Raw genomic sequence first — 12,278 nt, forward strand, 5'->3', positions numbered from 1 at the left:
GCTGGCGGGAACGTGCGTTCCTCCGCCAGCAAACAAAGCCATATCAACAAACCGCCAATTGCCTAATTGGTGACGACAATGCGCGTATTCCCGAAGCCCACTTCGCGGACCATCGAATAGAAGGCCGCGGCATTGGCGGTGTGCAGCCTTACGCAGCCATGCGAGGCCGGACGGCCGAGTTGCCTGACGGCGCCCGTTCCATGGATGGCATAGCCGCCACGGAAGAACACCGAGTACGGCATCGGCGACATCTCGTACTTGCGCGAATACCACATCCGCGCCGTGCGCTGCGGCCGGTAGGTCCCGCGCGGCGTGAAATAGCCCGGACGGGCGGTGGAGACGGCCCACCGATAGACAGAATCGCCATAACGAACGGTCATCGTCTGCGACGACACGTCGATGTTCGCCACCAATGTGGCGGCCTGACTTGCTGCCGATGCGCCAAACAGCGCAACGACCAATACTGCTGCCTTGAGAAATGACGTATTCATGCGATCAAACCCCTCTGATTGCCCATGCCTGCTCGCCATCACGTTGTTTTTCACCTCTTTAATGGCGGCGAACAGATAGCACACAGTCTTTGACCAATTCGCCAATCCGAAGCAGTGAATTTGAACGATTTCCCGCGATAGTTGCCACAACGACACGTTGCACGGTTTGATCGACGGGCTTGCAAAACCACTGGGATCGCTGCTCAACTCGCGGCATGAACGGGCGACTCCTCAAGGCAATCGACATCAGGCGCGACGAGTTGGTGGCGCTGACCGCCGACCTAATCCGCTTTCCGACCATAAATCCACCCGGCGAAGCTTACGGACCGTGCGCCGACTATATCGGTGAGCGGCTAAGGAAGAACGGCTTCGAGACCGAGTTCATCCGCGCCGAAGGCACGCCCGGCGACACCGATCGCTATCCGCGCATCAATGTCGTGGCGCGGCTTGATGGACGGTCACCTGGTGCCTGCGTCCATTTCAATTCGCATATCGACGTTGTCGAAGCCGGCGACGGCTGGACCGTCGATCCCTTCGCTGGCACCGTCAGGGACGGCAAGGTCTATGGACGCGGCGCCTGCGACATGAAGGGCGGCCTCGCTGCCTCCATCATCGCTGTCGAAGCCTTTGTGGAAGTCTTTCCCGACTTTCCCGGCGCCATCGAGATCTCGGGAACGGTCGATGAGGAATCCGGCGGCTTCGGCGGCGTCGCCCATCTGGCCGGCCTCGGCTATTTCTCGAAACCCAGGGTCGATCACGTCATCATTCCCGAGCCTCTCAACAAGGACCGCATCTGCCTCGGCCATCGCGGTGTCTGGTGGGCGGAGATCGAGACCAAGGGTGAGATCGCGCACGGCTCGATGCCGTTTCTCGGCGACAATGCGGTGCGCCATATGGGCGCGGTGCTGCAGGCATTCGAGGACGAACTGTTCCCGGCACTCGACCGAAAGATCACCCGCATGCCGGTGGTGCCGGAAGGCGCCAGGCGCTCGACCATGAACATCAATTCCATTCATGGCGGCCAGACCGAGGATTTCCGCCCCGGTCTGCCCTCGCCCAACGTGCCCGATTCCTGCCGTCTGACCATCGACCGCCGTTTCCTCCTCGAGGAGGATCTGGCCACGGTCAAAGCCGAAGTGACCGGCGTTCTCGACCGGCTGAAACGCGAGCGCAAAAAATTCGACTACGAGATCCGCGATCTGATGGAAGTACTGCCCCTGATGACCGAGCGCGACGCCCCCGTCGTCAAGGCGGTGGCGCAAGGCATTCATGCGATCTTCGACCGCGAGCCCGACTACGTCATTTCGCCCGGCACCTACGACCAGAAGCACATCGCCCGCATCGGGCATATCTACGACTGCATCGCCTATGGCCCGGGCATTCTCGACCTCGCCCATCGGCCGGACGAGTGGGTTGGCATATCGGACATGGTGGAATCGGCCAAGGTGATGGCGATCGGGCTCAACGTGCTGCTGCGCGGCACGGCCACGGGATGATCCTGCATCGCGATAAGCTTCGGCCCGCCGACAGGGCTGGCACGGCAAAAAACATTCCCGGCCACCCTGCCTGGCAGCACGAAACGCAATTTACTCCCACGCGAAATCACGCTTCTATCGCCCGGCTTGAGCACGTATCCTGAACGCATGGGGAGTTGCACGATGAGATTGTGGAAAACCATTCTGGCCGCCGCGGTTCTCGCATTGGCCGCTGGAACCTCCGCCTTTGCGGCCCGAACCGACCTGGTCATCGGCATTCCGCTCGAACCGCCGCACCTCGACCCAACCGCTGGTGCCGCTGCGGCGATCAAGGAAGTGCTCTACGCCAATGTCTTCGAGGGGCTGACCCGGATCGGACCCAATGGCGAGGTGCTGCCGGATCTGGCGGAAAGCTGGACCATTTCCGATGACGGCAAGGTCTACACCTTCAAGCTGCACGCCGGCGTCAAATTCCACGACGGCGCCGATTTCAGCGCCGATGACGTGAAATTCTCGCTCGACCGTGCCCGCGCCGACAATTCGGTCAACGCGCAGAAGGGCTTGTTCGCGGCCATCGACAAGGTCGACGTCATCGATCCGGCGACGGTGAAAATCACGCTGAAAAACCCGCAAGGATCCTTCCTTTACAATTTGGGCTGGGGCGACGCGGTGATGGTGTCGCCGAAATCCGCCGACACCAACAAGGAAAACCCGGTTGGCACCGGCCCGTTCAAGTTCCAGAACTGGGCCAAGGGATCATCGATCACGCTGGTCAAATCTGACCATTACTGGGGCTCTCCGGTGTTCCTCGACAAGGTCGAGTTCCGCATCGTGCCGGATGCCGCGGCCTATGTGCCTGCCCTTTTGTCCGGCGACATCCAAGCCTTTCCCTTCTTCGATCCCGACAGCCTCGCACAGATCAAGGACGATCCGCGTTTCAAGGTGGTGATCGGTTCGACCGAAGGCGAAACCATCCTCTCGATCAACAACAAGAAGCCACCTTTCGACAAGCTGCAGGTCAGGCAGGCGATCTCCTATGCGCTCGACCGCAAGGCGATCATCGACGGCGCCTCGGCCGGCCTTGGCCTGCCGATCGGCTCGCATATGTCGCCGGCGAACAAGGACTATGTCGACCTCACCGGCCTCTATCCGCACAATGTCGACAAGGCCAAGGAACTGCTGAAGGAGGCCGGGCTGGAGAACGGCTTCAAGGCAACGCTGAAACTGCCGCCGCCCAGCTATGCACGGCTCGGTGGCGAGATCATCGCCTCGCAACTTCGCGATGTCGGCATCAACCTGGAGATCATCCCGGTCGAATGGGCGCAGTGGCTGGACCAGGTGTTCACCAAGAAGGATTACGACCTGACCATCGTCTCCCATACCGAGCCCAACGACATCGATATCTATTCGCGCAAGGACTATTACTTCAACTACGACAATCCGACCTTCGACAAAGTGATCGCCGACCTCAACCTCACCTCCGACGAGACCAAGCGCAAGGAACTGCTTGGCGAGGCGCAGAAGATCCTGGCCGACGACGCCGTGGTCGGCTTCCTCTACGAATTGCCCAAGGTCGGTGTCTGGGACGCCAAGCTGCAGGGCCTGTGGGAAAATGCGCCGATCCAGGCCAACGACCTGACCAAGGTGAAGTGGAGCGAGTGAGGTTCTTGGTGCGCGCGGCACTCCCTTGCCTTCCATGAGCGCCTACCTCCTCAAGCGTCTCGCCGTCGCTTTGGCAACGCTGGTACTTGCCTCAATGGTGGTGTTCGCCGTGCTGGAGATCCTCCCCGGCGATCCGGCGCGGCTGATGCTGGGCATGAACGCCAGTGCCGACCAAGTGGAACTCTTGCGCAACCAGATGGGCCTCAACGCGCCGATCGTCCTGCGCTATCTGCACTGGGCCGGGGGCTTGCTCACCCTCGATTTCGGCCGCTCCTATACCTACTCGGTCCCGGTCATCGATCTCGTGCGCGAACGGCTGGCCGTCTCGCTGCCGCTGGCGCTGATCGCGCTCGCGCTCTCCACCTTGATCGCCATTCCGGTCGGCCTGTTTTCCGCCAGCCGGCGCGGACGGGCCGGCGATACGATTTCAATGGGCATCGCGCAGCTTGGCGTTGCCGTGCCCAATTTCTGGTTCGCGCTGATGCTGATCTATATCTTCGCGGTCTGGCTGCGTCTGGTCCCGGCCGGTGGTTTTCCCGGTTGGGGCGCCGGCGCCTGGCCGGCACTGAAATCGCTGCTGTTGCCGGCGGTGGCGCTTGCCTTGCCGCAAGCGGCAATCCTGGCACGCGTCACCCGCTCGGCGCTGATCGAGGTGCTCGACGAGGATTACATCCGCACCGCCCGCGCCAAGGGCCTGCCCTATCGGGCCGTGCTGTGGCGGCACGCGCTACGCAACGCCATGATCCCGGTGCTGACAATCCTTGGCCTGCAGTTCGCCTTCCTGCTCGCCGGCACCATCATCATCGAAAATGTCTTCTATTTGCCCGGGCTCGGCCGGCTGGTGTTCCAGGCGATCACCCAGCGCGACCTGATCGTCGTCGAGAGCGTCATCATGCTGCTGGTCGCCGCCGTCATCGCCGTCAACCTCGTCGTCGAGCTTTCCTATGCGGTGGTCGATCCCCGCCTGAGGACCCGGCAATGACGCTGCGCATCGACATCCCCGACGAGACGTTCCGCAGCATCCTGGCCAAGGCGTTTGGGAATACCGCTTTCGTTACCGGTTTCGTCATCACCGTGCTGATCCTGGCGATGGCCGTCGTGTCCTATGTCTGGACGCCCTTTAATGTAACGAGGCTCGTTATAGCGGACAAGACGCAAGGTCCCTCGCTAGCGCACTGGTTCGGCACCGACCATTTCGGCCGCGATATCCTGTCGATGATCATGGTTGGCGCCCGCAACTCGATCGCCGTGGCGCTGGTCGCCGTCGGGATCGGCATGGGTGTCGGCGTGCCGCTTGGCGCCTTCGCCGCCGCGCGCGGCGGCCTCGTCGACGAGGCGTTGATGCGCATCAACGACCTCGTCTTCGCCTTCCCCGCACTGCTGTCGGCCATCATGATAACAGCCATTTTCGGGCCGGGCGCCGTCAATGCGATCATCGCCATCGGTATCTTCAACATTCCGGTGTTCGCCCGCGTCACCCGCGCCGGCGCGCTGGCCATCTGGCCGCGTGAATTCATCCTTGCAGCGCGCGCCGCCGGCAAGAGCAGCACGCAGATATCGATCGAACACGTGCTGCCCAACATCGCCACGCTGCTGTTGGTGCAGGGCACAATCCAATTCGCGCTGGGCATCCTGGCCGAAGCCGGGCTTTCCTATCTCGGCCTCGGCGCTCAGCCGCCAATGCCGAGTTGGGGCCGCATGCTGTTCGACGCCCAGACGCGCATGGTGGTGGCGCCGTGGATGGCGATCTTCCCCGGCATGGCGATCGTCGTCGCCGTGCTCGGCCTGAATCTTCTGGGCGACGGCATCGCCGACATTCTCGACCCGAAATCGCGGCGGCGGCGATGAGCCTGCTCGAAATCGATAATCTGTCGCTGGTCATCGGCGACACACAGATCCTGAAAAATATGGAGCTCTCCGTCGCGCCCGGCGAAGTGATGGGGCTGGTCGGCGAATCAGGCTCCGGCAAATCGATGACCGCGCTGACGGTGATGCGGCTCCTGCCCCATGCCGCACGCGCCACCGGGCGCATCACATTCGACGGCATCGATATTCTGGGAGCGACCGAGGACCAGATGTGTGCCTTGCGCGGCGACGACATCGGTATGGTGTTCCAGGAGCCGATGACGGCGCTCAACCCGGTCAAGACAATCGGCGAACAAGTCGCCGAAGGCATACGCTGGCACACCGGGGCGAGCCGTGCCGACGCCGAGGAGCGGGCGCGAAAAATGCTCGACCGCGTCGGCCTGCCCGAAGCAAAATTCCCGCTGTCGCGCTATCCGCACGAATTGTCGGGCGGCCAGCGCCAACGCGTCGTCATCGCCATCGCCTGCGCGCTGAAGCCGAAGCTGCTGATCGCCGACGAGCCGACGACGGCGCTCGACGTGGTGCTGCAGGCACAGATCCTCGACCTCCTGCGCGATCTCGTGGCGGAGAACCGCATGGGCCTGCTGCTGATCTCGCATGATCTCGCTGTCGTGACAGAGATGGCCGACCGCATCACCATCCTGCGCCATGGCGAAGTGATGGACGCCGGCGACACGGCGCGCACGCTCTCCGAACAGTTCCATCCCTATACGCGCCAGTTGGCGCAGGCCTCGATGCATGTTCCGGCGCGCTCCAAACCTCATCATGTCGGGATGGACCAACCCTTGCTGCAGGTTGAGGGCGTCAGCCGCGACTACCCCGGACGCCGCATCTCGCTGTTCCGGCGCGCGCCAGACATACGTGCGGTCGACGATGTCTCCCTGTCGATGGCGCCGGGGCAGTCGGTGGCGCTGGTCGGCCGCTCCGGCTGCGGCAAGTCGACCCTTGCCCGCATGATCCTGGCGTTGGACCGGCCGAGTTCGGGAACGATCCGGTTTGGCGGCGAACCCATCACCGGCAGGAGCGAGGCCGAGCTGAAGCCGGCCAGACGCAATATGCAGGTTGTCTTTCAGGATCCCTACGGCTCCTTCGATCCGCGCCAGAAGGTCGAAAAACTGGTCGCCGAACCCCTGCATGTCCTGGAGAAAAAACCGACGCGCGCCGAGTGCCGCGAGATGGTGGCGCATGCGCTCCACGAGGTCGGCCTCGACCAACGCGACATGGACAAATACCCGCACGAATTTTCCGGCGGCCAGCGCCAACGCCTGTCGATCGCCCGCGCCATCATCACGCGCCCCAAGCTTGTCGTCGCCGACGAGCCAGTCTCGGCACTCGATGTCTCGATCCGTGCACAGATCCTGGACCTGTTCGCCGGATTGAACCAGAAACTCGGCATCGCTTATCTCTTCATCACCCACGACCTGACCGTCGCCCGCGCCATCACCGACGACGTGCTGGTCATGCATGACGGCAAGATCGTCGAGCGCGGCAGGACGAGCGAAGTGCTCGACCATCCGCAATCAGAGGCGGCGCAAGCGCTGGTCGCCGCAGCGCCGGATCTTCGCCGGGCGATCGCGAAACGGATGCAGGAACAAGGGTAAGCTGCCGATCCGCCCGCTACTCTTCCGGCTTCACCACATCGACCGGGCTGATGTCGAGCAAATCGAGCGTGCGGCGCAACAGACGCACCTCGGTCTCGGCCAGTTGCGAATCCGCCTTGGCGATTTCCGCCATGTGCTGCGCCAATTGCTTGCGCCGCCCGACGTCGAGGTCACGAAACAGCGCGATCGCCTGCGAGCCGTTGGTCTCATAGCCGTATTCGTTGAGATATTCGATAACCGCGTCGATGCTGGCCTCCGGAATGCCGAAAGCATCCTTGCAGATGCGCCGGAAGGCAACCATCTCGCTCTCGCTCACCGTGCCATCGGCCAAGATCATCCGGAACAGCATCAGCAGTTCCGCCGACAGGACGGGATCGTCCGCGACCTTGCGCACGCCCGGGTCGCCGTCGAAGATCGAGCGTATCTGGTCAAGCAATGCGAATGCCATGAACGGGCCCTTTCCGATTCTTCTTCAACAGAATTAGCGCGGAATCGGCCTTGCGCAAACCGGGTCGGCGTGGTCGAACGCGCGCTACAGCCGACGGACATCTCGACATATCAGATGATCGACCTCACCGCCCAGACAATCGCCATGCTCGCTTTCGCCGCCTTTGCCGGGGGGTTTGTCGATTCGATTGCCGGCGGCGGCGGGCTGATCACCATTCCGGCGCTGCTGCTCGCCGGTTTTTCGCCGGTCGAGGCGCTTGGAACCAACAAGCTGCAAGGCATGTTCGGCTCCGGGTCGGCGACGATCCACTATGCCTCGAAAGGCCATGTCGACCTGCGCCGGCAGCTGCCATCGGCGCTGCTTGCCCTCGCCGGCGGCGCCATCGGCGCATTGCTGGCCACGATCGTGCCCGGCGACCTGTTGCGAGCGGCCCTGCCGCTGGTACTGATTGCCATTGCGCTCTACTTCGCGCTCAAGCCCAACATGAACGATGTCGACCGGGCCGAGCGCCTGTCGCCCTTCCTGTTCGGCGTGACCCTGGTGCCGGCTATCGGCTTCTATGACGGCGTATTCGGGCCGGGCGCCGGTTCCTTCTACATGCTGGCCTTCGTGACGCTCGCCGGCTACGGCGTGCTCAAGGCAACGGCGCACACCAAACTGCTCAATTTCGCCTCCAACATCGGCGGCTTCATCATCTTCGCCGCCGTCGGCGTCATCTCGTGGAAGATTGGCCTGGTGATGGGCGTCGCCCAGTTCCTCGGTGCCCGCGTCGGCGCGAGCTTGGCCATGCGCATCGGCGCCAAGCTGATCAAGCCGCTGCTGGTCATCGTCTGCGTGGCTCTGGCGGTGAAGCTGCTGGCCGATCCGGCCAACCCGTTGCGCGTCATGATTGGTGTGTAATCACGCGCCTGTTACAATGCCGCTGTTCGAATCATGTTGGAGGAGCCAGACATGAATCTCAGCGCGCCTACCCAGATTGTTTTCATCGTCTCCGTTGTCATCGCCATCATCGGCATTCTTGCCGCGCTTGGCGTCCTTGCGTTCATTCCGATCGCATCGGTGTGGATCGTGCTTATCGCCTATATCGTGCTCGCCGCCGGCTGCCTGATGCGCGGCGCCTGACAAGTTTCCGTCGACAGGCGGGGACCGAGAGCGCCCGGCCAAAGCCGGGCGTTTTTGATTATGATGCGGGCTCTGCTAGCTTCGCTTGGCGGAAGGACGGCCAATGCCAATCGAGATGCAGCGCCGGAAAGAACAGGATCGCTCCATATCGGGGCTTTTCGAAATGCGTCGACGGCTTCCCAGTGCCGCGCTTGACGGCGTTGTCACCGATATCTGCGGTTATCGCGAAACCGCGCCCGGCTATTTCCATAACATCGAATATGCCTCGCTGACCGTGCCGCTGGTGATCAGCTTTGCCGAACCATTCGCTATCGGGCTTGGCCGAACCCCCGGCGATAACGACCGTTTCGCCAGCTTCGCCGCCGGCCTTTATGCCGGACCGGTGATGATCCAGTCTTTCGGTGGCGCCTGCTGCGTCCAGGTCAACTTCACCCCGCTGGGCGCACGCCGGTTTTTCGGCCGGCCGATGAGTGAACTGGTCGATCGCATGGTAGCCCTCGACGACGTGCTCGGTCTCGAAGGCATCGCCCTGCGCGAAAAACTTGGCAACGCGCCGGATTGGAACATGCGTTTCGACTTGGCGGAAATGTTCGTCGCCGGCCGGCTGGCCGCTGCCCAGGAGACCCGGGCCGAGATCGCCTGGGCTTATGACAGGATCATCTTTTCGGGCGGCCGCACGCGCATCGCCTCTCTTGCGGAAAAGCTGGGCTGGAGCCGCAAGCATCTTGCCGAGAGATTCACCGACGCCACCGGCATCGGTCCGAAAACCCTGTCGCGCATCGTGCGCTTCAACCGAGCCCTCGGCCTGTCCAGGCAACAGGCGAGCGGCTGGGCCGACATCGCCGCCGATTGCGGCTATGCTGACCAGGCGCATCTGGCCCGCGAGTTCCGCGACCTGGCCGGCGAAACGCCGACCGCACTGTCGTTGGGGGTCTAGTTCCGAACAAGCCGCGCGCACTGGCCGGCAGGTAACATTTCTTCAAGACGCCGGAACGGCCTTCGAACAGAGTGGGTTATCGACCAATCCGGATGAAGGAGGCAGCCATGCCCACAACCAATGAAGCACCACGGCTCTACCCTGCCCTGCGCTACAGAAACGCGGCGAAGATGATCGACTGGCTGGGCGAAGCCTTCGGCTTCAGCGTCCGCGCCCGCTACGGCGAAGGCGATGTCGTGCACCATGCCGAACTGGTCTTCGGCTCTTCGATCATCATGCTGGGCTCGGTCCGCGACGATGATTACGGCAAGATGGTAGGCGAACCCGGTTCAGGCGGCGGCAAGTCGATCTATGTCGCCGTCGACGATGCCGATGCCGCGTATAAGAGAGCCAGGAAGGCCGGCGCCGTCATCATCCAGGAATTGACCGACCGCGACTACGGCAGCCGTGAGTTCGTCTGCCGTGACCCGGAAGGCAATGTCTGGTCGTTCGGCACCTACTGGCCGAAGGCCAGTGAGAAGGTCTGACCTTCAACGCGCCAGCGAAAAAATCGCGTCGCAGTCGAGATGGGTCTCCAGCTCGGCCGCGACTTCGTCCAGCGCCCGCTCGACTTCGGAACGATAGTCGAGGCCACCGCCCTTGATGCCGAGGCTTTCGAGGAATTTTCCGCGAAAGCCGTCGGCGCCGAACAGGCCGTGCATGTAGGTGCCGATCACCTTGCCGTCGGCGGAGATCGCGCCATCCTCGGCGCCGTTGATGATCGCCGACGGGCGCCTGGTGTCGGGGCCCGTCGTGCGGCCGAGGTGGATCTCGTAGCCTTCAAGCGGCAGGCCGAACGGCACTGACCGGGCGCTGACATTTCGCACCGTCTTTTCCGGCTCCATCACCGTCTCGACATCGAGCAGGCCGAGCCCCTCGGCTTCTATGACGGAGCCTTCGATGCCGTCGGGATCGCGCACCATGCGGCCGAGCATCTGGAACCCGCCGCAAATGCCGACGACATGGCCACCGCGCTTGCGATGCGCCGCAAGATCCCGATCCCAACCATTCTCGCGAAACTTCAGGAGATCGCCGATTGTCGACTTGGAGCCGGGAATGACCACCAGCCCAGCATCGGCCGGCAGCTTCTTTCCCGGCGGCACGAACACCACCTCGACCTGCGGTTCGGCCTTGAGCGGGTCGAGATCGTCGAAATTCGCGATACGGCCAAGCATCGGCACCGCCACTTTGAGCGCGCGCGCCTCGCCGGATGCCAGCCGCTCCAGCACCACGGAATCCTCCGACGGCAGCCGTGCCGCGGCCTTCAGCCACGGCACGACGCCGAAACAGCGCCATCCGGTGAATTTCTCGATCGCCCTCAGGCCATCATCGAACAGGGAGACGTCTCCCCGGAACTTGTTGATGAGATAGCCGACGATCATGCGCCGGTCTTCTTCCGGCAGGATCAGATGCGTGCCGGCGAGCGAGGCGATGACGCCGCCGCGATCGATGTCGCCGACCAGCACCACCGGCACATCGGCGCGCGTGGCAAAGCCCATATTGGCGATGTCGCGGCTCCTAAGGTTGATTTCGGCCGGCGAGCCGGCACCCTCGACGATGACGAGATCGGCACCCTCGCCGACCCTGCCCCAGGACTCCAGCACCGCATCCATCAGCCGGCCCTTGAACGCCTGGTAGTCGCGCGCCCGTGCTTCGCCGAACACCTTGCCCTGGACGATGACCTGCGCGCCGACATCTGTCTGCGGTTTGAGCAGCACCGGGTTCATATGCACCGATGGCGGCACGCCGCAGGCGATCGCCTGCAGCCATTGCGCGCGGCCGATCTCGCCGCCGCCATGGTTGTTGTCGCCGGGAATTTCGGCGACGGCGGCATTGTTCGACATGTTCTGCGGCTTGAACGGCCGCACCTTCAGACCGCGCTTTTTCGCGACGCGACAAAGGCCCGCGACCAGCACCGTCTTGCCGACGTCCGACCCTGTGCCTTGCAGCATGATTGCCCTGGCCATCAGCCTCTGCCCTGCGTCGCCGTGCCGGTGATCGTGGATTTTTGCGCCAACGGCCCGCCGCGCCAGATGTAGAGCGCCAGCAGCGGCTCATTATCCGTACGCATGGCGTGGTTGACGGTGGAGGCATGGTGGACGACCTCGCCGGCCTCCCGCCTGCGAAAACCGCCCTCGCCCATGCGCCACTCCGTGCCGCCGGTCAGCGGAATATAGATTTCCTCGGCGACATGATGATGGTCGGGGTAGACGATCCCGGGTCCGAGAATCAGCAGCCCGGCGGCAACCTCTTCGTTGACGAAGTGCCCACGCGTGCCAAACATTTCCAGCCAGCCGTAATTGTCGATGAAGGCCCTGCCAAAATCGGCCTCGGTGTAGGTCTGCCCCCAATGCAGTTCGTTGCGCTGCTCGGCCAGCAATCGCACCAGCGGCCTCGCATCCAGCGGCGCCAGTTCGGCCGCGCGATCGAGATGGCGCAGGCAACCAAGCCGGTGCGGCTCCAAATTTCGGGCTGGCATAACCCAGCCGATACGCGCCACCGCCTCGCGCACCGGAACGTCATCGACGGAAGCGAGATAGGCGTGGAACTTTTCCAGCAGTTCGTCGAATTTGGTCGTCACATCTTGCTCCGGGCATGCATCGATGCACAGCCGCTCCGCGATAGGTCGGGTTGCGC

13 protein-coding genes are annotated in these 12,278 nt (G+C 63.1%); 9 read left to right on the forward strand and 4 right to left on the reverse strand.

Features of this window, described 5'->3' with window-relative positions:
* Positions 1-62: 62 nt before the first annotated feature.
* A complete protein-coding gene (locus tag AC3CB8_RS22045) occupies positions 63-491 on the reverse strand; it encodes a L,D-transpeptidase (RefSeq protein WP_023783134.1) in 429 nt (142 codons plus the stop codon).
* A 215-nt stretch (positions 492-706) separates the two neighbouring features.
* Between AC3CB8_RS22045 and AC3CB8_RS22050 the strand changes: the two genes are divergently transcribed.
* The 5 genes from AC3CB8_RS22050 (at position 707) to AC3CB8_RS22070 (ending at position 7,095) form a co-directional block, all read left to right on the forward strand.
* Positions 707-1,987, forward strand: coding sequence for an acetylornithine deacetylase/succinyl-diaminopimelate desuccinylase family protein (locus AC3CB8_RS22050; protein WP_352564778.1), 1,281 nt, complete (start codon positions 707-709; stop codon positions 1,985-1,987).
* A gap of 162 nt (positions 1,988-2,149) precedes the next feature.
* Complete coding sequence (locus AC3CB8_RS22055; protein ID WP_352564776.1) at positions 2,150-3,628, forward strand: ABC transporter substrate-binding protein; 1,479 nt, start codon at positions 2,150-2,152, stop codon at positions 3,626-3,628.
* Positions 3,629-3,662: 34 nt separating this feature from the next.
* A complete protein-coding gene (locus AC3CB8_RS22060; protein WP_352596350.1) occupies positions 3,663-4,610 on the forward strand; it encodes an ABC transporter permease in 948 nt (315 codons plus the stop codon).
* Entirely contained in the window at positions 4,607-5,476 is an 870-nt protein-coding gene (locus AC3CB8_RS22065) for an ABC transporter permease (RefSeq protein ID WP_352564774.1), read from the forward strand. The genes AC3CB8_RS22060 and AC3CB8_RS22065 overlap by 4 nt, the downstream gene beginning before the upstream one ends.
* Positions 5,473-7,095, forward strand: a complete 1,623-nt coding sequence (locus tag AC3CB8_RS22070) for an ABC transporter ATP-binding protein (protein WP_352564772.1) — start codon at positions 5,473-5,475, stop codon at positions 7,093-7,095. Before AC3CB8_RS22065 ends, AC3CB8_RS22070 begins: the two co-directional genes overlap by 4 nt.
* A gap of 16 nt (positions 7,096-7,111) precedes the next feature.
* Here AC3CB8_RS22070 and AC3CB8_RS22075 read toward each other — a convergent pair whose 3' ends face one another.
* Positions 7,112-7,543, reverse strand: coding sequence for a TerB family tellurite resistance protein (locus AC3CB8_RS22075; RefSeq protein ID WP_023783128.1), 432 nt, complete (start codon positions 7,541-7,543; stop codon positions 7,112-7,114).
* Between the two features lie 114 nt (positions 7,544-7,657).
* Between AC3CB8_RS22075 and AC3CB8_RS22080 the strand changes: the two genes are divergently transcribed.
* The 4 genes from AC3CB8_RS22080 (at position 7,658) to AC3CB8_RS22095 (ending at position 10,129) form a co-directional block, all read left to right on the forward strand.
* Positions 7,658-8,443, forward strand: coding sequence for a TSUP family transporter (locus AC3CB8_RS22080; protein WP_023769889.1), 786 nt, complete (start codon positions 7,658-7,660; stop codon positions 8,441-8,443).
* A gap of 51 nt (positions 8,444-8,494) precedes the next feature.
* Positions 8,495-8,665 carry a hypothetical protein gene (locus AC3CB8_RS22085; protein ID WP_352553292.1) on the forward strand — a complete coding sequence of 57 codons (171 nt, stop codon included), beginning with the start codon at positions 8,495-8,497 and terminating at the stop codon, positions 8,663-8,665.
* A 103-nt stretch (positions 8,666-8,768) separates the two neighbouring features.
* Positions 8,769-9,602 carry a helix-turn-helix domain-containing protein gene (locus AC3CB8_RS22090; protein ID WP_352564770.1) on the forward strand — a complete coding sequence of 278 codons (834 nt, stop codon included), beginning with the start codon at positions 8,769-8,771 and terminating at the stop codon, positions 9,600-9,602.
* 107 nt (positions 9,603-9,709) lie between these two features.
* A complete protein-coding gene (locus AC3CB8_RS22095; RefSeq protein ID WP_352564768.1) occupies positions 9,710-10,129 on the forward strand; it encodes a VOC family protein in 420 nt (139 codons plus the stop codon).
* Between the two features lie 3 nt (positions 10,130-10,132).
* Here AC3CB8_RS22095 and AC3CB8_RS22100 read toward each other — a convergent pair whose 3' ends face one another.
* Positions 10,133-11,608, reverse strand: a complete 1,476-nt coding sequence (locus AC3CB8_RS22100) for a cobyric acid synthase (protein ID WP_352564766.1) — start codon at positions 11,606-11,608, stop codon at positions 10,133-10,135.
* Positions 11,608-12,222, reverse strand: a complete 615-nt coding sequence (locus tag AC3CB8_RS22105; RefSeq protein ID WP_352564764.1) for a dimethylsulfonioproprionate lyase family protein — start codon at positions 12,220-12,222, stop codon at positions 11,608-11,610. The genes AC3CB8_RS22100 and AC3CB8_RS22105 overlap by 1 nt, the downstream gene beginning before the upstream one ends.
* Positions 12,223-12,278: the final 56 nt, after the last annotated feature.

Source organism: Mesorhizobium sp. P160927, from assembly GCF_057766385.1.

What these genes read in the sequence shown, in the direction of transcription:
- AC3CB8_RS22075 (WP_023783128.1), bottom strand. Translation starts at nt 7,543, where the DNA reads ATGGCATTCGCATTGCTTGACCAGATACGCTCGATCTTCGACGGCGAC.
- AC3CB8_RS22095 (WP_352564768.1), top strand. Translation starts at nt 9,710, where the DNA reads ATGCCCACAACCAATGAAGCACCACGGCTCTACCCTGCCCTGCGCTAC.
- AC3CB8_RS22050 (WP_352564778.1), top strand. Translation starts at nt 707, where the DNA reads ATGAACGGGCGACTCCTCAAGGCAATCGACATCAGGCGCGACGAGTTG.
- AC3CB8_RS22085 (WP_352553292.1), top strand. Translation starts at nt 8,495, where the DNA reads ATGAATCTCAGCGCGCCTACCCAGATTGTTTTCATCGTCTCCGTTGTC.
- AC3CB8_RS22065 (WP_352564774.1), top strand. Translation starts at nt 4,607, where the DNA reads ATGACGCTGCGCATCGACATCCCCGACGAGACGTTCCGCAGCATCCTG.
- AC3CB8_RS22070 (WP_352564772.1), top strand. Translation starts at nt 5,473, where the DNA reads ATGAGCCTGCTCGAAATCGATAATCTGTCGCTGGTCATCGGCGACACA.
- AC3CB8_RS22055 (WP_352564776.1), top strand. Translation starts at nt 2,150, where the DNA reads ATGAGATTGTGGAAAACCATTCTGGCCGCCGCGGTTCTCGCATTGGCC.
- AC3CB8_RS22060 (WP_352596350.1), top strand. Translation starts at nt 3,663, where the DNA reads ATGAGCGCCTACCTCCTCAAGCGTCTCGCCGTCGCTTTGGCAACGCTG.
- AC3CB8_RS22090 (WP_352564770.1), top strand. Translation starts at nt 8,769, where the DNA reads ATGCCAATCGAGATGCAGCGCCGGAAAGAACAGGATCGCTCCATATCG.
- AC3CB8_RS22045 (WP_023783134.1), bottom strand. Translation starts at nt 491, where the DNA reads ATGAATACGTCATTTCTCAAGGCAGCAGTATTGGTCGTTGCGCTGTTT.
- AC3CB8_RS22080 (WP_023769889.1), top strand. Translation starts at nt 7,658, where the DNA reads ATGATCGACCTCACCGCCCAGACAATCGCCATGCTCGCTTTCGCCGCC.
- AC3CB8_RS22100 (WP_352564766.1), bottom strand. Translation starts at nt 11,608, where the DNA reads ATGGCCAGGGCAATCATGCTGCAAGGCACAGGGTCGGACGTCGGCAAG.